A 20,641-nucleotide genomic window follows, 5' to 3' on the forward strand; every position below is an offset into this window, starting at 1 on the left:
TTAAAAATGGGTTAGAAATTTATATCTTAAAATCCTGCAAATATTTTTTATTCTGCAATTGAGGATAAAAATGCTTTGGCTGTTTCTGAAACTTGAGGCATAGGATCATTAACGAGTTTTTCTAAAGCTTCTTTAGCATCGTTGCCACCCAGATGTGCTAATGACTGGGATACACGATGTCTTACTTGCCAATCAGAGTCGTCAATAAGGGCAATTAAGAGAGGGACAGCTTCACGGTTTCCTAAGTCACCAAGGGAACCGATCGCCGCAATTTTGACTAAGTCATTAGGGCTTTGTAAGGCTTTGACAAGAAAATCAAATCCTTGGGGTGCGCCTAGTTCACCTATTGCCGCGATGATACTAAATTGCAACATCCAGTCATTTGTAGATTCGTAGGCAGCTTTTAGTAAATCAAAAGCCTGAGTCAGTTGTAGAGAGCCAAGGGAGGCGGCGGCGGCGGCACGGACATCTAACTCAGAATCAACACGTAGGCGATCGCTTAAAATTTCAAAGGAATTTTCTAAGTCAACAGTACCAACAGTACCAATTTGACTTACCGCATCATAACGAATACGGGCATTGGAGTCGCTCGAAGCGATCGCTAGTAAAACAAAACGTTCAGACATGGGAAGAGAGCGACTAGCATGGATTGCCTTCATCCGTAGACCGATGTCATCCTTGGCTAGTTGCTCTCTTAAATTTTCAAAGGTTTCGCTCACAAGAAAATCTCGCAATTAATACGCTAACGTTTCTAGTGTCTCACGTAAGTAGCTACGCACGAGATCATCGAGAACGCCTTCTTGTGCTACCAAAATTTCTTTAGGTTCACCGTGACGGGAGCGCTGCCATTTATCAAATCCTGAACTTGTGGCGATCGCTTGTTTGAGATCGCTCCAGACCTTAGGATCTTTGGCAGCTTCGCGCAAAGGTAGAGCCAAGTCATTCACTGTTGAGGATAAGTTCATAGAGATTCCCTAAGCTTGTGTAGATATTACGAAGTCTTGACCAAAATACATTAAGTTAAAAATAAGTTAACTAAAATGGATTATTGGCTTACTAATATTGATTTTATCACTTCAATAAAGGAGCCATAGATTTAGAATTAAATGTATATCTATAGATAGAAATCAATTATTTAAATCATAATGACTACTTCAAATCCTTTTATTGATCCTAAGATTGCATCGCAGGCTACAGAACTAAATCCAAGCTATGCAATACCTGTTGTACTAGTATTGGCAAGCATACCGCTAATTTGGGTACAACCAATTGCTGCGGGGGTAGTTTCAATTTTTGGATTGTTTTTAGTTTATCAAGCAGCGACCATTCGTTTAGTATTTACGGCAACAGATTTAGAGGTTTATCGATCACAAGAAAAATTCCGTACTTTCCCCTATCAAGAGTGGCAAGACTGGAAAGTATTTTGGTTTGGATTTCCAGTTTTATTCTATTTTAAAGAGATAAAAAGCATTCATTTCTTGCCTATTTTATTTGATGTAAATGTGCTAAGAACTTGCTTGGAAAAATATATTTCCCTCAAGAAAGTCTAGTTATAAAAATTGTTTAAGCAGGCAAGGGGCTTTAGCCGCTTGTTCTCACTAATGAGACATTTACAGCGCTTTGCGCTGACTTGAAACTCAGAGAAATTTTTGAAAGCGCGGAAAAGCCGCGCTTTCAAAAATTTCTCTGTACTACTTCAAACTTCAACAGGCTGTAGTTGATGAATTATTTTTTAGGGATTGATTTTGGGACTTCAGGGGTACGAGCGATCGCGATTGACATAAATAGTGAAATCGTTGCTATTGCCCGCTCTGACTATGAGATACGGGATTGGGCATCATGGCAAAATGCGCTTTATGCAGTAATTAATAGATTGCCGCAGCATATCAAACAAAATATCCGTAAAATTGTCATTGATGGGACTTCGGCAACGGTTTTAATTTGCGATCGCAATGGCACAGTAATTACTTCGCCGATGATTTATAGTGATGCCTGTAAACCTGAGATTTTAGAGCAAGTAAAAAAAGTTGCACCAATCCATCATTCAGTTTGTAGTGCCACTTCGAGTTTTGCTAAATTAATTTCTTTACTTGTCAACGGAGATCAAAACTCTTCATTGATATATTTCCTACATCAAGCCGACTGGCTAAGTTATTTGCTTCATGGCAAATTAAGCGTAAGTGATTATCACAATGCTCTGAAGTTGGGGTACGATCCCGCAGCATTAAGCTATCCTGATTGGTTCAAGGCTTGGAGCTTAAAAAATTCTAATTTGGTCTTACCAGAAGTATTTTCACCTAGTACAACTGTGGGGCTGATTCAAGAAGGAATCGCTACGCAGTTAGGTTTGCCCCTAGATTGTGAAGTTGGCGTAGGAACAACAGATAGTAATGCCGCTTTTTTAGCTTGTGTGGGGACAACCGAGCCTGAGATCGGCATAGCCGTGACATCTCTTGGTTCAACTATGGTACTTAAGGTTTTAAGCGATCGCCCCGTTAATAATTCCATATATGGCATCTATAGCCATCGCTTTGATCATCCCAAGTTAGGATGTCTATGGCTTGTGGGTGGAGCATCAAATGTCGGTGGGGCAGTATTACGACAGTTTTTTAGTGATCAGGAATTGCAAGAGCTGAGCGATCGCATTAATCCCGATCTTCCTAGCCTGCTTGATTATTATCCTTTACCGAAAATAGGCGATCGCTTTCCGATTAATGATCCTAACCTCGCGCCACGTTTAGAACCGAGACCTGATGATCCCGTAGAATTTTTACATGGGTTACTGGAAAGTATGGCAAGAATAGAGGCGCAAGGCTATAAACTTTTGCAAGAGTTAGGTGCGTCACCCATTCAACAAATTTATACCGCAGGTGGTGGGGCGCAAAATCAAGTATGGACAAAAATTCGCGATCGCTATCTTCAGATCCCGATGCAAAAGTCTATACAAACCGAAGCGGCTTATGGTGCGGCGTTATTGGCTAAAATACCCCTATGATTACTCCACTCAAACGTAAAAATTTTGATGAACTGATCCCTGCTGTTCCTACTTCTGAGCAGTACCAATACTATTCGGGAAATGGACAGAATGTGTTTCGGCGGGTTGCCATTTCGATCGCTAGTGTGATTATTTTCACGATTCTCTACAACCGTGTTCATGAAAATAATCCCAGCAGTTTTGCCGCATTGGCGATGTTTGTCTGTGCTGCACTGGGAGGTTTATATTGGATGCTCGAACCCGTGGTCTTAGCAAGTATCCGTAATGCTAAGTTGCGGCGCTTTGCCTATTGTGGCTTTTGGCAAGCAGAGGTGCTGGATGTGTATGTCTCCCAAGAGGTCTTGGCAAGAGAAGAGAAGGTCGATTCGCGGGGAAGAATGGATGTTAGTTATGATGCTGAAAGCTTTTTGAATATTGAGCTTGGGGATGAAACGGATTTTGTGACGACTTTACGTTTACCAATGAGACGTGAACTCAAGCGGATTCAACCAGAACAGACTGTATATATGTTGCTGTTTTCTAATGATCGTCGCTTTGGTCGTGTTAGTCGCCAAACTTCGGATGCTTATATCCCGCAATACAATCTTTGGGTTGGCGATTATCCCTATTTACGTCGTGATGCCTTTGTTGATCTCACTAAATATATGGTTAAGCGATCGCAAAGGGTGGCTAGATAAAAGTACAAACTTCGTTTTGTACTTTTATCTGCATTTGGTCAAGCGATCGCAAAGAATAGCTAGATAAACGCAAAAAGAGGTTTTTGCCTTGTTTTTGCCTTTATCGCAAACAGCGATCCCAAAGCTTAAGAAACTTGGAATATGTGCGCTATATCACCGCTAGCCATGAGACGATCCCCTACTCTGGGATCATGAGTTGGCACAGATAGCGATTATTCACAGGTAAATACAATGTTAGATATTCAAGCATACAAAACTAATCCGAACAACCTACAAAATCAAGTCAAACAATTAACTTGTATTTATCGCAACGAAAGCGAAGTGATTCAGATTGTGCGGATATCTCAACCTAATAGTTCTTTTTTTGAAAGATCCGTTTTGCCGAATCAATATATTCATTTCTCTACGTCAGCAAATGCGCTATTAGAGATCTATGAAGGCATAATGTCTGGATTAGTTCATGCAGATACGATTCCTTGCTATCAACTGGCGATGCCCACGGACATAGACAAATCAGCAAATTTTCCCAATACCAAAGAACCTAGTAAAGAATCAACTAAAAATTTACAAGGCGTATTTGCTAAAGTTGCCTAGATTGTTGATATGTAAAAGAGAAAGAGAGCGCTTTGCGCTCTCTTTCTCTTTTATGGTCATGATTCATCACGTCCCGAAAAAAACTACAATGAAAACCAATAGCAATCGACGATAAATTACAAGAAATTAAGACTGTGACATATAAAGTTGGACTTCTCGGATTAGGAACCGTTGGTACTGGTGTTGCCAAAATCTTTCAAGACCCTGCGGGTCGTCATCCCTTACTCCCTGATATTGAAATTGCGCGTGTGGGTGTACGATCGCTAAATAAGCAGCGAGATGTGGCGATCAATCCCCATATAGTTACAGATGATTTGGAATCTATCGTTAATGATCCTGAGATCGATATCGTGGTTGAGGTAATTGGCGGGATCGAGCCAGCGAAAAGTTTAATTTTAAAGGCGATCGCAAATGGTAAGCATGTCGTTACAGCAAACAAAGCTGTCATCGCTAGACATGGTAATGAAATTTTCTCTGCTTCTAAACAAAAAGGTGTATATGTAATGTTAGAAGCGGCGGCTTGTGGCGGGATTCCCGTGATTCAAGCGCTGAAACAAAGTCTCGGTGGTAATCGCATTAGTGAGTTGACAGGTATTGTCAATGGCACAACCAATTACATTCTCAGCCGTATGTATTTTGAGGGTGCGGATTTTGAGGCAACTCTTGCTGAAGCACAAAAATTGGGCTATGCAGAGGCTGATCCCACTGCGGATGTGGATGGTTATGATGCTGCCGATAAAATGGCGATTTTGGCGAGTCTTGCCTTTGGCGATCGCGTCAATCTCGAAGATATTTACCGTGAAGGAATTCGCTCGATCACCAGTGCCGATATTGGCTATGCCAAAGAACTTGGCTTTACGATTAAGCTTTTAGGAATTGCGAGAAGAGTTACAGATCAGGATGATGGAAATCTCGAAATCCGTGTCCATCCCACTTTAATTCCGATTCAGCATCCTCTTGCCAATATTCATGGTGTAACTAATGCTGTGCGTATTGAGGGTGATCCCGTTGGTGAAGTTGTATTTTCAGGCCCTGGGGCAGGTGCGGGTGCAACGGCTAGTGCTGTAGTTGCCGACATTATCAATGTTGTCGCAGCTTTGAAGTCTGTCCCTAATAACATCAATCAACTGATGGGCTGTTCCCATGAACACTATGCCAAGATTGCGCCCATTGAAAATACGGTGACGCAGTTCTATGCCAGATTGCTCACCCACGATAAACCGGGGGTAATTGGAGATCTTGGTACTGCCTTTGGTAATCACCATGTTAGTTTGAATGCGATTTTGCAAAAAAATACGATTCACGATGGTCTAGCCGAAATTGTGGTGGTGACACAACAGGTGAGCGAGTTGAATTTCCAACAGGCGATCGCTGCCATTCGTGAGCTATCTACATTGCATAGTATTCCTACTGTATTACGGGTTTTGTAAACAGAAAAAACGGCACAAAATGCCGTTTTTTCTGTTTTTGTTAGCGCTTGAGTAGAGTTGTGACACTTTGGGATGGTGGACATAGTGGCGGTTGTCTAGTCTGAGCCGAGATATATGGTCTATATATTTGAGCCGCCTTACCAGCTCTAGCTCCACCGATCAGTCAAATCTTGTACATTAATCCGTAAAAACCTACCTAAGTTTTGCGCTATATTTTGGGCAACTGTTATAGAAACAAAAACCAAAGGAATAGGACTTTTTTTCCCAGCAATATAGATTTTTATGTAATATAAAATTCCACTTTTACTTCCTCTAACTTTTGTTAACTGAGATCTTGCAGCATTCGTGAAAGAGTCAAGTGGGAATGGGTTTGAGAATAATTTCAAAGCCATGACGAGCAGCAATATCGGCACTAATTTGAAGATACCTGAGAAGTTTCAACCAAAGGACAGAAGGGAATAAAACAGAAAGGGTTAAATCACAGGTAGCTTTCCAGTCCAAGATGGGAGGAAACGACCATTGATCAATCCAATGAGCCAAAAGATAAGAAAGCAGAGAGAGGATAAGCCAACGATAAACGCCAAGTTTTGTAGATTGCCCAAAACAATGCAAACCAAAGCGATGTTTGATGGTTTTGAAGAATCCCTCAATCGCCCAACGCTTACGACCTAACATCACCAGATAAGCGCCAGAATAAGGATGAGAAGAGACCACAAAGCGTAACTCCCGTTTACTATCGGCTCTTTTGAGCCAGAACCAAGAGATCGTCAAAGGCGTACTTAGCCCTTCCAGTAAAATTAGTTGTCCACGTTTGCCATGGGGATAAAGTTGTTTGACGGTACGTCCATCTTGAAGTTTACGATTGTTGCGGACACCGACAACGATGCGCCAAGACTTGGCGCGGACAGCATTGAAAAACTTCACCGTACTAAACTCAGTATCAGCAAGGACAATCACAGTCTTGCCTTGGGTTAGTTGCTTGGGTACTGTCCCCAATAACTTACAAGCTAAGTCAGAGGGACTGGAGTATCCTTTGCCGCGCCATACTCTAAAACTCCATGGTACGCGCCACTCTCCATAGACCAGGAGAGTGTAAAGTGAAGTGTGTAAAGTCTGGGATATATACAGAGAGATGATCTAGACACACAATTACCAACACTAAAACTGATGAATATACGCAAAGAATTGCTCGACGAATTGCTGCAAGAATGTAAAACACCACCTGACCTATTCGGAGAAGGAGGCATTCTGAAACAACTGACAACCGCGTTGGTGGAGAGAGCCTTGGAAGCAGAACTATCAACCCATCTGGGATACGGTAAGCACGAACCAAGACCAGAAGGACAAACCAACAGTCGCAATGGCTATAGCCAGAAAAAAGTGCAAGGTGACTTTGGCGTAGCCGAAATCGCAGTCCCCCGAGATCGGCAAGGGGAGTTTGAACCGCAGATGGTGAAGAAAGGACAAAGTCGCTTGTCAGGACTAGATGAAAAGATCATTGCTCTCTACGCACGAGGTATGAGTGTCAGGGATATTCAAGCCCAGTTGCAAGAAATGTATGGTGTTGAAGTATCACCAACACTTATTTCCAATGTTACAGATGCAGTAATTGACGAGGTGAAGCAATGGCAAAACCGTCCCCTTGAAGCAGTCTATCCAATCGTCTTTCTGGACTGTCTAGTCATCAAAGTCCGAGACAATGGCAGAGTGATTAACAAATCCTTGTACTTTGCCTTGGGCGTGAATATGGACGGGTACAAGGAATTACTGGGTATGTGGATTTCTCCGAATGAAGGTGCGAAATTCTGGTTGTCAGTACTCACCGAAATTCACAACCGTGGGGTCAAAGATATTTTGATTGCCTGTGTCGATGGCTTGACTGGTTTCCCTAATGCGATTGAGACGGTATTTCCTAAAACTCAGGTGCAGTTATGCATTGTCCACATGGTCAGAAACTCGGTCGCTTTTGTACCTTGGCAACAACGCAAGCAAGTTTGTGCTGACCTCAAGGCTATTTATAGCGCGGCGACGGAATCGGAGGCTGAGTTTAATCTCGAACTCTTTGCTGAAAAGTGGGACAAGCAATATCCATCAATCTCCAAGTCTTGGCGCAGTCATTGGGCAAACATTATCCCCTTCTTTGCTTTCCCGACCGAGATTCGCAGGGCGATTTATACCACCAATGCGATTGAGTCGATGAACAGTAGTTTGCGGAAGGTGATTAAATCCCAACAGATTTTTCCCTCTGATGATGCTGCTTTCAAGCTCGTTTATTTAGCAATGCGGAATATCTCGAAGAAGTGGACGATGCCGATTCGTGATTGGAAACCTGCTCTTAATCGCTTTGCCATCCTCTTCGAGGATCGTCTCCACGTCTAGCTTCTAGACTTTACACATTTTACTTGACAGTCTCTAGACCAGATACAGTACAACCAGATGTAGTCCTCGCTTTCCGTTGAGGATTCTCACCCATGGGTCTGGTTCGTTTGGGGTGGGATTGCTCAAATGTAAAAACTTGCCGCTTTTTTCTAAGGTGGTCAGGTCTATCAGTATCTTTAATGGCACTCTCTTCGATGGGCGATGCTTGGCGATTTGCCCCAAAATTGACAGCCTTGTTGCTCGAATTAGTCCTCTTGTTGACCAGTTATAGTGATTGAGAAATCGGCTTAATGCACTCGCTGATTTTACCTGTGTATGTTCTGGATAGGGATGCCCTTGCGCTTCCAGAAATAGCCCTAATATTGCATTCAGACTTGCTTTTTGATACACACTTGGCATCAGACAAATTAGGCTATACACTAAACCTTGGGCGTGCTTAACGATGCTTTCCATAATCGTTATTTAATTTACTACTACGCCCTTTTTTTCACATCTTTACTCTCTTTGCAACCCCTTTCCAGAATGGTGCAAGTTCTCAGTTAATGTAATTTCCCTAATATCCATTAATAAAAATTGATAGCTCTTGCGACCAAAAATTGTTTGCACATCCCAAACTAAAGATTGCTCATCGTGATCAAAAGTTAAGCAATGCCATTGCAATATAAGATAAGTTAGAAATAATCCAATTATAGGAAAGAGAATAATTAGACAGGGTAGAAAAGCTGCTGCCATCCACTGTTGGCTGACAGGATAAGTTAATTCTATTTTTCCCTCACTAGAATTAACGAATTGATTAAACCTTGCTACCCATGAGGTTAACTCCTCCGTTTCCATATTGAGATTGAGATAGCTACTACCATCACTAAATATAGGTATCTCTTTGTCCTTAGTTGTTAAAGTAATCCATTGTTCGTCACTACCTTTCTTACGTGGGACTAGATGGAAATTAGCTTTGGTAACGTTTTGCAATGTCGTCTCTTCAGGTTTTGCATATCCCAATAAATGCTCAGAGCTTTGTTTGCAAATGACTTTCTTCGATTGATTATGCTCGCAAATTAGAGTCCTTGTACCAAGGGAATAGAGACTACTATAGGCAATAAAGGGAAATGAGAATAATGGAGAGATGAAAGCAGAACCAAACACACCTAAAATGACAATCGCAAAGACTTCGGGTTTCCCTTTAATTGTCATTTTTTGGTGGTTTTCACTTTGGACTATGTTGTATTCCATGAGATTCTCAATCTTAAAGATTCAACAAAAAAGCACCCCATTGGAGTGCTTTCTGGATTTAGATATGTGCTGCGCGTTTGTAAGCTTCATCCAAGACTTCGCTGAGCGTTGGGTGCGCGTGAACAATCGTCGCTAACTTCTGTACCGTTTGGCGATCGCGTATTGCTGCCGATGCCTCATGAATCAAGTCTGAGGCATGGATACCAATGATATGCACGCCCAAAAGTTCGCCCGTATCTTCACGGTAAACAATCTTGGCTAAGCCTTCGGTTTCTCCCTCAGCGATCGCTTTAGAATTGCCCTTAAAGTAAGACTTGGCGGTAGCAACCTTGAAGCCTTCCGCTGCACCCTTTTCCTTAGCCTGTGGTTCGGTCAAGCCGACAAAGCTGACTTCAGGATGGGTGAATGCTGCCGCAGGGATACTTTGATAATCAACTGTAGTCGCACGACCGCACATATTTTCGACAGCAACAATGCCCTGAGCCGAAGCTGCATGAGCCAACATCATCTTGCCTGTCGCATCTCCGATCGCCCAAAGATGAGGAACGGAAGTCGCCATTGTGTCATCCACATCAATGAAGCCCCGCTGATTCGGCGCAATACCAACGCTTTCTAAACCAAGATCCTTAGTAAGCGGGATTCTTCCTGTGGCAACTAAGCAAGCATCCACTTCCAGAACTTCCACTACCTTCTTGGTCTTGGCATCAGTCAGTTCAATTTTGACAGGAGAACCTGCGGTGATCTTGGTGGCGAATACACCTGTTCTGGTTTCGATATCGCGAGGTTTGAGAAGTACACGCTCGGCAATCTTGGCAATATCAGGATCGAAGCCGGGCATCAAAATATCTAAGGCTTCGATCATCGTCACTTCAGAACCTAGTGCTGTGTAAACATCGGCAAATTCTAGCCCGATGTAACCACTACCAATAATTGCCACCCATTGGGGCAAGGTTTCTAGACGCACAGCCTGATCGCTGGTGTAGACAGTTTTGCCATCGATTTGAATACCACGAGGCACGAATGGCTCGGAACCTGTGGCGAGAATAATGTCTTTGGCGGTGTAAGTCTTATCGCCAACGCTAACTTTCTGCACGCCAGCCACACGACCACGACCTTCCAAAATATCTACGCCTAATCGTTTGAGGCTATTGGTCAAGTCGCCGCGCAATTTTAGTACTAAGTTATCGGCATGACTAGCGATCGCCCCGCGATCGAAATTCACTTCACCGACATCAATGCCTAATGCCTTTAGGTGAGACTTTGCCCGCATTTCGCGCACCCGTCCCGAAGCTGCTAGCAATGCCTTGGAGGGGATACAGCCACGATTAACGCAGGTTCCGCCCATTACGCCATCTTCGACGATCGCAGTTTTTAAGCCACAGGCGACGGCATGGAGGGCTGCGCCATGTCCACCAACGCCAGCGCCAATAATGATCAAATCGTAATCAAATTTGTCCGACACCTAATCTTTCTCCAGTAGAATCGATCTACTATTTTGACACCGTTTGCGCCTCCTGTTAGCTCTGGCAAGATGTAGCTGTTAAGGAAATTGCCATAGTTTGCTCATAAGATTCGTCAAAATATCTTAACTGCAATAATTACTTAGGCAGAAGTTTGTAATGATTGGTAAGGCTGAATCAGGATCTCTGCGGGAACTCCAAGTTCTTTATGTAGCTTTCTAATCATTTCTAGGGTTAGAGAAAACTTACGCGCTAATATCTCAGTCGAACTAACTCGACTACCAAGACAAGATTCCAAGTCATGGTGTGACCATCCACGCGCATCCATGTAGTAACTGATTGCTTCAATCGGATCGGGAAGTTCTATGGGAAAGTGTAATCTTTCATAGGATTCCGCTAAGGTGCTAAGAATATCTAGGCGATCGCATTCGGGGGTATTCGGTTCAGCATCAAATAATAATTCAATTTCTTGGAGGACTTGTTGATAATCTGCTTCAGTCCTAATGGGGCGCAGTTCCATAGGTTTACCTTCACTAGAGTAATCACTAAATTGTTGCTGCATCTACTCCGTCATATTCGGTATGAGTGCCAATAAACTTGATAAACACAGTGCCAATATCATAGCGAATTGCCACAATTAGCCGATAGCTGTTGCCTTTGATATTAAAAACCACGCGATTATTGGCAATGATGCTGGCGTTACGATGATTAGCTTTTATATCGGCGGGACTTTGCCAATTGGCATGAGAGGCTTCGTAATACCAAGTTTTCAGAGCTTCTTCGGCATCTGGATGAGATTCCCAAAAGTCTCGCAATGTATTGCGGGATAGGATACGCATTGTGTTTTTGAAATAGTTACCAGAATAGTCTGCAAATTTTTTTGATTATTTAATCATTGCAAGTTTTGTCATAAAGTCTCAGTTACAGCTAAAATTTGGTAAACTGAAAATACTAATTAGGGCTAGATGAGCTATGACCCTTGCGATCGCACAAGTACAGCATCAACCTGTCAGCCTAGATGAGTTTATTGCCCGTTATGGTGGTGATAATCGCTATGAGTTGATTGATGGAGAGATATTCGACTTGGAACCAACGGGGCAGCATGAAGAAGTTGCGGCTTTGATCACGGCAAAAATCTGTGTGCAGATTGATCGATTAGGTTTGCCTTGGTTTGTGTTGCAAAGGGGTTTGTTTCGTCCCTCAAGTGCAAGTATGACGGCTTTTCGTCCTGATGTGATGGCTGTAGATCGGACGGAAGTTGCAAAAGAATCTCTCTGGCAAGAACAATCGATCATCTCAAGGGGTAGCTCAATCAAGTTTGTTGCAGAAGTTGTAAGTAGTAATTGGCAAAATGATTATGCGCGTAAGGTTGAGGATTACGCAGCTTTAGGTATTCCTGAATATTGGATTGCCGATTATTTAGGTTTGGGTGGGATTCGACATATTGGTAAGCCTAAGCAACCTACTCTTTCTGTTTGTACGTTGGTAGATGGGGAGTATGAAATTAATTTGTTCCGCGATAATGATGCGATCTTTTCGCCCACATTTCCACATTTGAACTTAACTACTAAACAAGTTTTGAATGCAACTCCGTAAGCATAATATCTGAAACTTTGTATACTAGGGGCTGCAATTAAAAGTTGTCTAAATAACAAGAAATATGATTATTTAAATTAGTTAAGTATCGAAATTTATTGTGATTATAAACGATTATAGATGTTATAATCTGATATTGTCATCTATATTTCATCTTAATGTTTAATAATGAGCGATAAGTCCCCCCTATTTGTAAGTTCGATGGAATTGATCGCACATGCAGTTGAGCTTTATCTGGCAAACAAACCTCGTAAATTCAAATTTGTTATTCTACATCTTGCGAACTCTATCGAACTCATTCTAAAGGATTTGTTGCTTGACAAGGGTGAGAGTATTTATAAACATAAACAACAACAAACGCTTGGTATTTGGGAATCATTTGATAAATTAGCCGATTACAATGTAATCATTCCAGAACGTCCTATTATTGAATTGCTTGTTGATGACCGAAATACAATTCAACATAGATTTGGCTTTCCTGATGCAGAGAGTGTCTTCTATTACCTAGAATGTGTAATTACATTCTTCAAACGTCTATTAAAGGATGAATATGGTGTTGATTTGGCAGAAGTTCTAAAGTCTCATTTGTCACAAGATGATCTCGCATTTATTGGGCTTTCTCAGAAGCTTGCCGAAAATGAACATGCGCTAGATCCGTTGTTTCAGATTTCACCTGAGTCCGCTTTACTTCATGCTTATAATTTAGTCGAAGAACGTGTGTTGCGGCTGACATTGAAGGCAGATGCTCCAGTTGATCGTCAAACATTGATTGGATTGTCCCGTAAGCTTCCTTATCTTATCAAAAACCTTGAAATTAAAGGATATATTCCAAGGGAGACTGCACATGAATTCCAATTCTTTCGCGACCTACGAAATCGTGCTGCCCATTCGGCTCATTTCAGAGGTGAAGACCAAGATGTTGATTGGGCTAAGGGATTAGAATTAGCTAAGAAGCTTCTCGAAAGTCTTGATCGTGCTATAACAGATGACTTTGACCCATCAGAGCCACAAGATGTTGAATAACAAATCTTTTGGCTCTGAAGAGAGCCTTGCTTGGTTTAATGATATTTTAGTGTTTTATGTATAAAAACATTGATATTCTCACTGATGAGCAAGCAACACAACTTTATGAGCTTTATCAGCATGAGTGGTGGACGAAAGGAAGAACATTAGATGATGTTCATAAGATGTTAATTAACTCCGATTATATATTCGGAATTTGTGAATCTCATGCTCAGAAACTTGTAGCATTTGCGCGTGTTGTTAGCGATCGCACCTATAGAGCGATCGTCTATGATGTCATTGTGGCAGCAGATTATCGCCATCAAGGGTTAGGTTCATTACTTATTGAGCAAATTGTGTCACATCCCGAAATATCACAGCTTGAGTGTATTCAACTATTTTGCTTGCCAGAGATGATACCTTTTTATCAAAAATTTGGGTTTGCCAAACCTGAGACATCTTTGTTAGTGCGCCAAAGAGTAGAAAAAAGTTAACCTGTTTTTTTGATTACTTATCGCTTTTGCTCTTCCTAATAATCTCTTTTTAGATCGAGTTGAGTTTGCAAATTTAAATCTTTCTTCGTAACTTTAATCAAATTAAGAAAAGACAACTATGCTGCCCACAACAACTTTTCAAAATATAGAAAAAAGCTTAAAGCAACTACCTGATTATTTACAAATTGAGGTACTGCATTATATTGAATTTCTTAAGAGTAACTATGTAAAGCAAATTGATAGTAAAACTCAATCTCTTGATCAAGCCAGTATAGAAGCTCTGGAAGATAAAAAAGTTAAAAAGCGTGATGGATTTGGTATTTGGCAAGGTCAAATCACAATGTCAGAAGATTTTGATGTGTCAATGGAAGAACTTGAGGAGTATATGTAAATATGAATGTACTGTTAGATACACATACATTCATTTGGTATATTGAAGGCAATTTAAGCCTGACAGAAAAAGCTAAAGATACTATTGAATTTTCTGCGGATAATGTCTATTTGAGCATCATTAGCCTTTGGGAAATTGCAATTAAAACAGGCAAAAATAAGCTGACTATGCAAAATGAATATGATGATTTGTTAGACGTTCTAAATTCATTGAATATTGAGATTTTACCAATTATCTTTGCCGATACCCAAATCTATAAAAATTTACCTTTGCATCATGGCGATCCCTTTGATCGCATGATAATTTCTCAAGCAATAAATAACAACTTAACGATTATCGGCTGCGATCGCGCTTTTAATGATTATTCAGTACAAATGCTGTGGCAATGAATCAGTCTTTATTTGATGAAGATTATATACTTTGGGTTCAGGAAAATGTCGCCAAGCTTAAAGCCAAGGATTTTGAAAATCTGGACTTAGACAACCTGATTGAAGAATTTGAAAGCTTGATCTATATCCTCAAAAGAGATTTAGATGACGATCTGAAAAATCTGCTCGTAAATATGCTCAAACGGCTATATGTCCCCTTACCCAATCAATTTGAGAGATGGCTAAGCGACATTAGCTTTTATCGATGCGGTATTGAGCTTATTTTTAGAGATGCCCCTAGCTTAAAAGAAAATTGGGATGAAAGATTTGACTTTAACTACTCATCTGCACTCTACGCTCTAACTGCTGACTATCCAGATACGAATTTTCCTGAAACATGGGAATTTGAGAGATATTGAGACAATTTTGAATAAAAGATTTTGGCAATAGCGATCGCAAAATTATGTACCAGTTCTCCAATAAACGCAGATTAAAATTCCAGATTATTAGTAAACCAGCATTAATTCGTCTAGCTATATTCTTCGGGATTTTACTAATTCTCAGTGCATGGGGATGGTTCACCATGTTTGCGATGCCAGCACAAAGTTACAGAGGTCAATTTACAACTTTAAATAATGAAGAAATAGCATTGCAAGCTTTGCTAAAACAGGACATTCAAAAAATCGCCTCGGAAATTGGAGCTAGAAACTCTGGACAATATACAAAGCTAAATGCTACTAAAGCTTTTCTTGAAGAAGCTTTTACTAAAGCAGGTTATAAGCCAAAATTACTTGAGTACAAAATTCGGGGCAAATCATACTACAACTTAGAAGTTGAAAAAATAGGAACCGATAAGCCTCAAGAAATTGTGGTAGTGGGCGGTCATTATGACACCGCTTTTAGTAGTCATGGTGCTAATGACAATGCTACAGGCGCAGCAGCAACCCTAGAGCTAGCGAGAATATTTGCCACAAAACCCACAAAGAGAACTATTCGTTTTGTGGAATTTACTAATGAAGAACCACCCTATTTCTGGACAAAGGACATGGGAAGTTTAGTGTATGCCAAACAATCACACCAGCAAGGCGAAAATATTGTGGCAATGTTGAGCCTAGAGACGATGGGATACTTTTCAGATATTGAGAAAAGCCAGAAATATCCTTTTCCTATCGGCTTACTTTATCCAAACCAAGGGAATTTCATTGGTTTTATTGGCAATATCCAATCTGGAGATTTGGTGCGAAAAGCGATCGCCTCTTTTCGTAATCATGCCCAATTCCCCTCTGAAGGCGCTTCTTTACCCAATTGGATACCTGGAATTGGTTGGTCAGATCATTGGTCTTTTTGGCAACAGGGATATCCTGCAATCATGGTTACAGACACTGCTACTTACCGCTACCCGCATTACCATACAGAACAAGATACTTTTGACAAAATTAATTTTGATAAGTTTACAAGAGTTGTAACTGGCTTAACCGAAGTTATATCTGACCTAGCAAATTAGATTGTGGATGAACTCTATCCGCAATCACCTGTAACCACCTAGCATTAATTATTTATGACACTGACAAGTATTTCTAAAGAACTCTCAACTCTCGCGTCATGGATGTCAGGAGAATTTAGCAACCGTGAACAATCGCTAGATCAACCTGTTTGGTTTGTGAATTTAGTTTGGTGGCAGCGTCCCATCCGATTTAACGTTTTGGGCAGCATTGCTATCTTTGCTGAACAAGCCAATGCCCTGATCCTCGATCGCCCCTATCGTCAGCGTATTTTGCAATTTGTGGAAAATGACGGCAAAATTCAAGTGAAATATTGGGGATTTAAAGATCCTGTGGCATGGACTGGGGCTGGACGCGATCGTGATCGGCTTAATCAGATCACGATTAATGATATTGAACCCCTCGCTGGTTGTTTACTAGATATCTCATTTGCCAATGGTCGCTACAAAGCCGAAATGCCCAAGGAGGCAAAATGTTGTTTTCAATATTTAAACGAATCGCGTCAAGTTGTCTTAGGCTTTGAGGTTAGCGCTGATGAATTTTGGAGTGGCGATCGCGGAGTCGAGCCTGAAACAGGCACAGCCATCTGGGGCGCAATCATGGACTTTTATAAATTTAAAAAAATCCATGATTTTAGTCCTGAAATTACCCATCACTAATGCTATAGCAATGAAAGAGATAGCTAGAGAAGATATGAATGGCAGCGCTTCGCGCCGCCATTCATATCTAACTGGTTTTGGGGCATCATTAGCAATGACCGTACTTACCGAACCGCGACGATTAGTGACATAATATACGGGAAAACTTAGAACAAGACTGATACTGCTATGTCAGACGGAAAAGGATTTGGCTTTGGTTTAGGCAAAATGAAAGAAGCCTTCCAAAAAGCGCAACAAATTCAAGAAGGCGCTAAAAAACTACAAGAAGAATTAGATCAACTACGTCTAACTGGCGAATCGGGCGGCGGCTTAGTCAAAGTAACCCTAAGTGGCAACCAAGAACCCCAAAGTGTAGAAATTGCCCCTGAAGCCTTGAATGAAGGTGCAGAAGTTTTATCAGACTTGGTACTTGCAGCACTAAAGGATGCTTACCAGCTCTCTACTGGTACTATGAAGCAAAAAATGGAAGACCTCACTGGTGGCTTAGGTTTACCCGCAGGTTTCTAAATAATTTCCAAATAAGTATGCCAAATATGCTTATTTTAATTAGTCAATAATTTTCTCAAATGATCAAATAAGGGCGCTGTGCGCCCTTATTTTGATTACTAACAATAGGTGTTTTGAAATATGAATAACCCCGCATTACGTGTACAGCGACGTAACGAACCAGCAGCATTGATCCCCACAAGACAACAAGCATCAATTCTTGATTGGCTTGAGTCCACTGGTCGTCTCATTGCTAGAGAAGGTACAGAGTCCAGCTTGAAGTTTGATGATGAAGCTGAAGAACTAAGCGAATTAATGCTTGGTGATGATGCTAGCTACATCGATGATGATGATGATGATCTTGATGATGATGATGTTGACTAAAAAATTGCCCTAGGGCAATTTTTTGGTGAAGGTTTATGCCCAAGAAACAAAAATTTCCTCATTTAATTGGATCAAAATGGACTGCCATGCAGGAAACCTTCGGCTGGCGACATTTTGTCGTGGTCAATCGCAAAAACGAAGGGGATTTAGTTTTTGCAGAAATCAAAGCTGCCTGTGATGATTCGGTGAGATTTTGGCTCAATGCGAAATCACTAAAACGAGCATCACTATGGACACCTGGTTGGAAAACTTTAAATGAGATGTAAAAAAGCCTGCTCATGAGCAGGCTTTTTTAGCTTAGAGGGTGGCATAAGCCTTAATATTCATCAGTTTTAAGAAGCGATCAAAATTAAAGTGTTTAGCCATCATGTCGCAAATGCTTGTGACCTTCACTCCTTCATGGAGACGGACTTGACCTAGACAGCTCTCAATAATACTCACAGTGCTGAGGGTATCTTTATTCACAGCGAGAACAGGTACACCTAGTTCCATCGCTTTATGGGCAACATCATCACTAATATAGGGGCGACCTGTGAGAATTAAACAATTGGTGGAGGTTTCTAAAGCCGCAAACTGAAGGTCAATGCGACTGCTACCTGTAATTACAGCTTTGTTATAGGACTTGCGAAAATAGCTTTGGGCAGAGTTAACATCCATTGCCCCAATTTTCAACTCTTCGACCATCACTTTGCTTAAATCAATATTTTCGGGACAGCTAAGGATGGTTGCGCCAAGTTGATCGATGAGTTCGGAAACACTGACGCTTCGCAAAGTACGATTTTCAGGCATGAGCGCAAATACAGGAATGCCTTGCTCTTCGAGGTAAGGATGCAGAATTTCGATCGCCGTTTCATACTGGTCATCAGGAATATCATTGATTACCACACCCAAGAGGCGATCGCCAAAGCGATTTTTTGCCATCAAGATATGGTCAACAACTAGCAATGATCCAAACCGCATTACTAATAGAATTGGCGCATCTAAATTGTCTGCCATCTGTTCTAAGGACAACCCAAAAATCGTTCCTTCAGCAGTATTTGCAGGTGCTTCTAAAAGAACAAGATCGCCTTCAATAATTTTTTTGTATTCCTCCAGTTTGGTACTGTAATCAGCTTTATCTTCACCAGAGAGGCGACGCTGGAGGGCGGCGCGGTCAAGATTGAGGAGCGTGGGACGCAACAGTGACGATGGCAAATTTAGCGTTTGCTGAATGAAGTCCACATCAGCTTCGCCATGCTCTGCTGATTCGGGTAATTCTTTGGTCGTAAAGGTGCCAATTGGTTTACCGTAGCCAACTTTGTAACCCTTGGCTTGCAAATGATATGTTAAACCCAAAATAGTTGCTGATTTCCCACTACCTGCTCTGGTAGAACCAATCAACAAATGCTTAGCCTGTGGCACGTCTTGCCCTCTAAAAAATGATTACAAACTTTACAAGATTGTATTAAAGCCTACATCCTGTTTGGTTATTGTAACTGATGGACTGTAACTGATCCTTTTTGTTCTGTGCTAATTGTGCATAGAAATGATGCAATTTATGCGATTATCGCCAAATTGCATCACTCAAACGACAAGCATCCGCAATTTCTTTAGGATCGTGAACACGCAAAATATCAGCTCCACCTGCGATACAGGCCGTGCAAGCAGCGATTGTGCCATAGAGTCGATCGCTAGGCTCTGGGCGATCGCAAAGTTTACCAATAAAGGTTTTGCGAGATACCCCTAACAAAAGAGGTGCTTTAATCGTCTTAAAAACACTTAAATTTCGGATCAGTTCCAAATTATGTTCTAGGGTTTTCCCAAAGCCAATCCCAGGATCGATCGCGATGAGATGTGGTGGAATGCCCCAAGCCTTGGCTACGGAAATTGCATCAATGAGAAATTGCTTCACGTCCTGCACGACATCGCGATACTGGGGATTGACTTGCATGGTGCGAGGTTCCCCTTGCATATGCATCAAAAAAATTGGTACTTGCAACTTTCCTACTAAGGGCAGCATATCGAGATCAAATCTGCCTGCGGAGACATCATTGAGCATATCTGCGCCTGCGGCGATCGCTGACTTTGCCACACTTGCCTTGACGGTATCGACAGAAATCGGCAAATTCGGATATTCGGCACGGACTGCTTCGATAATCGGCAAAATGCGATCGCTTTCTTCGGCAGCACTAACGGGCTGAGCATTTGGTCTTGTCGATTCGCCGCCAATATCGAGGATGTCAATATAGGGCAACATTTGCGCCACCTGTTGTAGCGCTGCATCCCGTGAGTTAAATTGACCACCATCGCTAAAGCTATCGGGCGTAACATTCAAAATGCCCATGATGTAGGTGCGATCGCCCCAAATAAATTGGCGATCGCGAATTATCCAAGGTTCAGCAACGGGCTTAGTGATACTTGGTTCCAATTTAATAAACCTCAAACATCCTTTTAGATATCTGCTAAAACTTGGGCAGGATGTAACTCTGCTTTAACGCCAAGATAAATTTTTTCAATATTACCCTCTGCATCAATCACAAAGGTATTACGGAAGACACCCACATATTCTTTACCCATAAATTTTTTGAGTCCATAGCTCTCGTAGGCTGTGGCAACTTGACCATCGGCATCGGTGAGTAATGGAAAGGGTAGATCAAACTTTTGCGTGAATTTTTGATGAGACTTTGCATCATCGGTACTGATACCAAAAATCAAAGTATTTTTCGCTTGGAATTGAGCGTAATTATCGCGAAAACCGCAGGCTTCCTTGGTGCATCCAGGGGTATTGTCACGAGGATAGAAATATAAAACTACACGGCTACCTTTGAGACTAGAAAGAGTCACGATGTTGCCGTTAGTATCTGGCAAGCTAAACTCTGGAGCGCGATCGCCAACCTTTAAAGCCATAAATTTTCTTGATAAATAATCTTTACAATCGTTTACTCAAAGCATACAGCGCTTTGCGCTTACTGAAGCCCTAGAGAAATTGTTGAAAGTGCGGCTCCGCCGTGCTTT

Annotated in this window: 29 protein-coding genes; 18 read left to right on the plus strand and 11 right to left on the minus strand. The window is 41.5% G+C overall.

Annotation, left to right across the window (positions count from 1 at the left end; all coding sequences use genetic code 11):
• Nucleotides 1-47: 47 nt before the first annotated feature.
• Nucleotides 48-719 (minus strand): HEAT repeat domain-containing protein, encoded by a 672-nt coding sequence (locus NMG48_RS16180; protein WP_271252493.1) that lies wholly within the window; start codon nucleotides 717-719, stop codon nucleotides 48-50.
• 15 nt (nucleotides 720-734) lie between these two features.
• Nucleotides 735-965, minus strand: coding sequence for a hypothetical protein (locus tag NMG48_RS16185; protein ID WP_126387194.1), 231 nt, complete (start codon nucleotides 963-965; stop codon nucleotides 735-737).
• A gap of 180 nt (nucleotides 966-1,145) precedes the next feature.
• Between NMG48_RS16185 and NMG48_RS16190 the strand changes: the two genes are divergently transcribed.
• From NMG48_RS16190 to NMG48_RS16210, 5 genes are all read left to right on the plus strand, one after another.
• Nucleotides 1,146-1,550 carry a DUF3119 family protein gene (locus NMG48_RS16190; protein ID WP_271252494.1) on the plus strand — a complete coding sequence of 135 codons (405 nt, stop codon included), beginning with the start codon at nucleotides 1,146-1,148 and terminating at the stop codon, nucleotides 1,548-1,550.
• A gap of 170 nt (nucleotides 1,551-1,720) precedes the next feature.
• Nucleotides 1,721-2,995, plus strand: coding sequence for an FGGY-family carbohydrate kinase (locus NMG48_RS16195; RefSeq protein WP_271252495.1), 1,275 nt, complete (start codon nucleotides 1,721-1,723; stop codon nucleotides 2,993-2,995).
• Nucleotides 2,992-3,672, plus strand: coding sequence for a hypothetical protein (locus NMG48_RS16200; RefSeq protein ID WP_271252496.1), 681 nt, complete (start codon nucleotides 2,992-2,994; stop codon nucleotides 3,670-3,672). Before NMG48_RS16195 ends, NMG48_RS16200 begins: the two co-directional genes overlap by 4 nt.
• A 231-nt stretch (nucleotides 3,673-3,903) precedes the next feature.
• Nucleotides 3,904-4,266 carry a DUF1830 domain-containing protein gene (locus NMG48_RS16205; protein WP_271252497.1) on the plus strand — a complete coding sequence of 121 codons (363 nt, stop codon included), beginning with the start codon at nucleotides 3,904-3,906 and terminating at the stop codon, nucleotides 4,264-4,266.
• A 134-nt stretch (nucleotides 4,267-4,400) separates the two neighbouring features.
• Nucleotides 4,401-5,696 carry a homoserine dehydrogenase gene (locus NMG48_RS16210; RefSeq protein WP_271252498.1) on the plus strand — a complete coding sequence of 432 codons (1,296 nt, stop codon included), beginning with the start codon at nucleotides 4,401-4,403 and terminating at the stop codon, nucleotides 5,694-5,696.
• A 354-nt stretch (nucleotides 5,697-6,050) separates the two neighbouring features.
• Here NMG48_RS16210 and NMG48_RS16215 read toward each other — a convergent pair whose 3' ends face one another.
• On the minus strand, nucleotides 6,051-6,692 hold the full coding sequence (locus NMG48_RS16215) for a transposase (RefSeq protein WP_271252499.1): 642 nt from the start codon (nucleotides 6,690-6,692) through the stop codon (nucleotides 6,051-6,053).
• Between the two features lie 171 nt (nucleotides 6,693-6,863).
• On the opposite strand from NMG48_RS16215, the gene NMG48_RS16220 reads away from it, so the two are divergent.
• The gene (locus tag NMG48_RS16220; RefSeq protein ID WP_271251743.1) at nucleotides 6,864-8,075 is read left to right on the plus strand and encodes an IS256 family transposase; all 1,212 of its coding nucleotides are present in this window, start codon (nucleotides 6,864-6,866) and stop codon (nucleotides 8,073-8,075) included.
• A 33-nt stretch (nucleotides 8,076-8,108) separates the two neighbouring features.
• Here NMG48_RS16220 and NMG48_RS16225 read toward each other — a convergent pair whose 3' ends face one another.
• The 5 genes from NMG48_RS16225 to NMG48_RS16245 all read right to left on the minus strand — a co-directional run bounded on the left by NMG48_RS16225 (nucleotide 8,109) and on the right by NMG48_RS16245 (nucleotide 11,604).
• On the minus strand, nucleotides 8,109-8,528 hold the full coding sequence (locus tag NMG48_RS16225) for a hypothetical protein (RefSeq protein WP_271252500.1): 420 nt from the start codon (nucleotides 8,526-8,528) through the stop codon (nucleotides 8,109-8,111).
• Nucleotides 8,529-8,570: 42 nt separating this feature from the next.
• A complete protein-coding gene (locus NMG48_RS16230; RefSeq protein ID WP_271252501.1) occupies nucleotides 8,571-9,305 on the minus strand; it encodes a hypothetical protein in 735 nt (244 codons plus the stop codon).
• Between the two features lie 58 nt (nucleotides 9,306-9,363).
• Nucleotides 9,364-10,767: a dihydrolipoyl dehydrogenase gene (lpdA, locus tag NMG48_RS16235; protein ID WP_271252502.1), complete on the minus strand. Its 1,404-nt coding sequence runs from the start codon at nucleotides 10,765-10,767 to the stop codon at nucleotides 9,364-9,366.
• Nucleotides 10,768-10,907: 140 nt separating this feature from the next.
• Entirely contained in the window at nucleotides 10,908-11,285 is a 378-nt protein-coding gene (locus NMG48_RS16240; protein WP_345961282.1) for a helix-turn-helix domain-containing protein, read from the minus strand.
• A gap of 25 nt (nucleotides 11,286-11,310) precedes the next feature.
• On the minus strand, nucleotides 11,311-11,604 hold the full coding sequence (locus tag NMG48_RS16245; RefSeq protein WP_271252504.1) for a type II toxin-antitoxin system HigB family toxin: 294 nt from the start codon (nucleotides 11,602-11,604) through the stop codon (nucleotides 11,311-11,313).
• Between the two features lie 133 nt (nucleotides 11,605-11,737).
• On the opposite strand from NMG48_RS16245, the gene NMG48_RS16250 reads away from it, so the two are divergent.
• The 12 genes from NMG48_RS16250 (at nucleotide 11,738) to NMG48_RS16305 (ending at nucleotide 17,913) form a co-directional block, all read left to right on the plus strand.
• Nucleotides 11,738-12,361: a Uma2 family endonuclease gene (locus tag NMG48_RS16250; protein ID WP_271252505.1), complete on the plus strand. Its 624-nt coding sequence runs from the start codon at nucleotides 11,738-11,740 to the stop codon at nucleotides 12,359-12,361.
• A 168-nt stretch (nucleotides 12,362-12,529) separates the two neighbouring features.
• On the plus strand, nucleotides 12,530-13,384 hold the full coding sequence (locus tag NMG48_RS16255; RefSeq protein ID WP_271252506.1) for a hypothetical protein: 855 nt from the start codon (nucleotides 12,530-12,532) through the stop codon (nucleotides 13,382-13,384).
• A 56-nt stretch (nucleotides 13,385-13,440) separates the two neighbouring features.
• On the plus strand, nucleotides 13,441-13,857 hold the full coding sequence (locus NMG48_RS16260; protein ID WP_271252507.1) for a GNAT family N-acetyltransferase: 417 nt from the start codon (nucleotides 13,441-13,443) through the stop codon (nucleotides 13,855-13,857).
• A gap of 118 nt (nucleotides 13,858-13,975) precedes the next feature.
• Nucleotides 13,976-14,248 carry a type II toxin-antitoxin system VapB family antitoxin gene (gene vapB / locus NMG48_RS16265; RefSeq protein WP_271252508.1) on the plus strand — a complete coding sequence of 91 codons (273 nt, stop codon included), beginning with the start codon at nucleotides 13,976-13,978 and terminating at the stop codon, nucleotides 14,246-14,248.
• Nucleotides 14,249-14,250: 2 nt separating this feature from the next.
• Complete coding sequence (locus NMG48_RS16270; protein ID WP_271252509.1) at nucleotides 14,251-14,637, plus strand: type II toxin-antitoxin system VapC family toxin; 387 nt, start codon at nucleotides 14,251-14,253, stop codon at nucleotides 14,635-14,637.
• The gene (locus tag NMG48_RS16275) at nucleotides 14,634-15,035 is read left to right on the plus strand and encodes a DUF29 family protein (RefSeq protein ID WP_271252510.1); all 402 of its coding nucleotides are present in this window, start codon (nucleotides 14,634-14,636) and stop codon (nucleotides 15,033-15,035) included. Before NMG48_RS16270 ends, NMG48_RS16275 begins: the two co-directional genes overlap by 4 nt.
• A gap of 44 nt (nucleotides 15,036-15,079) precedes the next feature.
• Nucleotides 15,080-16,120, plus strand: coding sequence for a M28 family peptidase (locus NMG48_RS16280; protein WP_271252511.1), 1,041 nt, complete (start codon nucleotides 15,080-15,082; stop codon nucleotides 16,118-16,120).
• Nucleotides 16,121-16,174: 54 nt separating this feature from the next.
• Nucleotides 16,175-16,777: a chromophore lyase CpcT/CpeT gene (locus tag NMG48_RS16285; RefSeq protein WP_271252512.1), complete on the plus strand. Its 603-nt coding sequence runs from the start codon at nucleotides 16,175-16,177 to the stop codon at nucleotides 16,775-16,777.
• 10 nt (nucleotides 16,778-16,787) lie between these two features.
• Complete coding sequence (locus tag NMG48_RS16290) at nucleotides 16,788-16,910, plus strand: hypothetical protein (RefSeq protein WP_271252513.1); 123 nt, start codon at nucleotides 16,788-16,790, stop codon at nucleotides 16,908-16,910.
• Between the two features lie 35 nt (nucleotides 16,911-16,945).
• Complete coding sequence (locus NMG48_RS16295) at nucleotides 16,946-17,284, plus strand: YbaB/EbfC family nucleoid-associated protein (protein ID WP_126387178.1); 339 nt, start codon at nucleotides 16,946-16,948, stop codon at nucleotides 17,282-17,284.
• 120 nt (nucleotides 17,285-17,404) lie between these two features.
• Nucleotides 17,405-17,647 (plus strand): DUF3134 domain-containing protein, encoded by a 243-nt coding sequence (locus tag NMG48_RS16300; RefSeq protein ID WP_126387177.1) that lies wholly within the window; start codon nucleotides 17,405-17,407, stop codon nucleotides 17,645-17,647.
• A gap of 35 nt (nucleotides 17,648-17,682) precedes the next feature.
• The gene (locus tag NMG48_RS16305; protein ID WP_271252514.1) at nucleotides 17,683-17,913 is read left to right on the plus strand and encodes a TIGR02450 family Trp-rich protein; all 231 of its coding nucleotides are present in this window, start codon (nucleotides 17,683-17,685) and stop codon (nucleotides 17,911-17,913) included.
• Nucleotides 17,914-17,944: 31 nt separating this feature from the next.
• On the opposite strand, the gene NMG48_RS16310 is transcribed toward NMG48_RS16305, so the two are convergent.
• The 3 genes from NMG48_RS16310 to bcp form a co-directional block, all read right to left on the minus strand.
• Entirely contained in the window at nucleotides 17,945-19,048 is a 1,104-nt protein-coding gene (locus NMG48_RS16310) for a phosphotransacetylase family protein (protein ID WP_271252515.1), read from the minus strand.
• A gap of 142 nt (nucleotides 19,049-19,190) precedes the next feature.
• Nucleotides 19,191-20,054 carry a dihydropteroate synthase gene (folP, locus tag NMG48_RS16315; RefSeq protein ID WP_271252516.1) on the minus strand — a complete coding sequence of 288 codons (864 nt, stop codon included), beginning with the start codon at nucleotides 20,052-20,054 and terminating at the stop codon, nucleotides 19,191-19,193.
• A 23-nt stretch (nucleotides 20,055-20,077) separates the two neighbouring features.
• Nucleotides 20,078-20,533, minus strand: coding sequence for a thioredoxin-dependent thiol peroxidase (gene bcp / locus NMG48_RS16320; RefSeq protein ID WP_271252517.1), 456 nt, complete (start codon nucleotides 20,531-20,533; stop codon nucleotides 20,078-20,080).
• Nucleotides 20,534-20,641: the final 108 nt, after the last annotated feature.

The sequence above is a fragment of the Pseudanabaena sp. Chao 1811 genome (assembly GCF_027942295.1).
In the GTDB taxonomy this organism is placed as follows: Bacteria; Cyanobacteriota; Cyanobacteriia; order Pseudanabaenales; family Pseudanabaenaceae; genus Pseudanabaena.

Excerpts from the sequence above, each read along its gene's own strand:
- NMG48_RS16185 (WP_126387194.1), bottom strand. The coding sequence starts at position 965 with ATGAACTTATCCTCAACAGTGAATGACTTGGCTCTACCTTTGCGCGAA.
- NMG48_RS16190 (WP_271252494.1), top strand. The coding sequence starts at position 1,146 with ATGACTACTTCAAATCCTTTTATTGATCCTAAGATTGCATCGCAGGCT.
- NMG48_RS16195 (WP_271252495.1), top strand. The coding sequence starts at position 1,721 with ATGAATTATTTTTTAGGGATTGATTTTGGGACTTCAGGGGTACGAGCG.
- NMG48_RS16200 (WP_271252496.1), top strand. The coding sequence starts at position 2,992 with ATGATTACTCCACTCAAACGTAAAAATTTTGATGAACTGATCCCTGCT.
- NMG48_RS16205 (WP_271252497.1), top strand. The coding sequence starts at position 3,904 with ATGTTAGATATTCAAGCATACAAAACTAATCCGAACAACCTACAAAAT.
- NMG48_RS16220 (WP_271251743.1), top strand. The coding sequence starts at position 6,864 with ATGAATATACGCAAAGAATTGCTCGACGAATTGCTGCAAGAATGTAAA.
- NMG48_RS16225 (WP_271252500.1), bottom strand. The coding sequence starts at position 8,528 with ATGGAAAGCATCGTTAAGCACGCCCAAGGTTTAGTGTATAGCCTAATT.
- NMG48_RS16230 (WP_271252501.1), bottom strand. The coding sequence starts at position 9,305 with ATGGAATACAACATAGTCCAAAGTGAAAACCACCAAAAAATGACAATT.
- NMG48_RS16240 (WP_345961282.1), bottom strand. The coding sequence starts at position 11,285 with ATGGAACTGCGCCCCATTAGGACTGAAGCAGATTATCAACAAGTCCTC.
- NMG48_RS16245 (WP_271252504.1), bottom strand. The coding sequence starts at position 11,604 with ATGCGTATCCTATCCCGCAATACATTGCGAGACTTTTGGGAATCTCAT.
- NMG48_RS16250 (WP_271252505.1), top strand. The coding sequence starts at position 11,738 with ATGACCCTTGCGATCGCACAAGTACAGCATCAACCTGTCAGCCTAGAT.
- NMG48_RS16255 (WP_271252506.1), top strand. The coding sequence starts at position 12,530 with ATGAGCGATAAGTCCCCCCTATTTGTAAGTTCGATGGAATTGATCGCA.
- NMG48_RS16260 (WP_271252507.1), top strand. The coding sequence starts at position 13,441 with ATGTATAAAAACATTGATATTCTCACTGATGAGCAAGCAACACAACTT.
- vapB (WP_271252508.1), top strand. The coding sequence starts at position 13,976 with ATGCTGCCCACAACAACTTTTCAAAATATAGAAAAAAGCTTAAAGCAA.
- NMG48_RS16270 (WP_271252509.1), top strand. The coding sequence starts at position 14,251 with ATGAATGTACTGTTAGATACACATACATTCATTTGGTATATTGAAGGC.
- NMG48_RS16275 (WP_271252510.1), top strand. The coding sequence starts at position 14,634 with ATGAATCAGTCTTTATTTGATGAAGATTATATACTTTGGGTTCAGGAA.
- NMG48_RS16280 (WP_271252511.1), top strand. The coding sequence starts at position 15,080 with ATGTACCAGTTCTCCAATAAACGCAGATTAAAATTCCAGATTATTAGT.
- NMG48_RS16285 (WP_271252512.1), top strand. The coding sequence starts at position 16,175 with ATGACACTGACAAGTATTTCTAAAGAACTCTCAACTCTCGCGTCATGG.
- NMG48_RS16290 (WP_271252513.1), top strand. The coding sequence starts at position 16,788 with ATGAAAGAGATAGCTAGAGAAGATATGAATGGCAGCGCTTCGCGCCGC.
- NMG48_RS16295 (WP_126387178.1), top strand. The coding sequence starts at position 16,946 with ATGTCAGACGGAAAAGGATTTGGCTTTGGTTTAGGCAAAATGAAAGAA.
- NMG48_RS16300 (WP_126387177.1), top strand. The coding sequence starts at position 17,405 with ATGAATAACCCCGCATTACGTGTACAGCGACGTAACGAACCAGCAGCA.
- NMG48_RS16305 (WP_271252514.1), top strand. The coding sequence starts at position 17,683 with ATGCCCAAGAAACAAAAATTTCCTCATTTAATTGGATCAAAATGGACT.
- bcp (WP_271252517.1), bottom strand. The coding sequence starts at position 20,533 with ATGGCTTTAAAGGTTGGCGATCGCGCTCCAGAGTTTAGCTTGCCAGAT.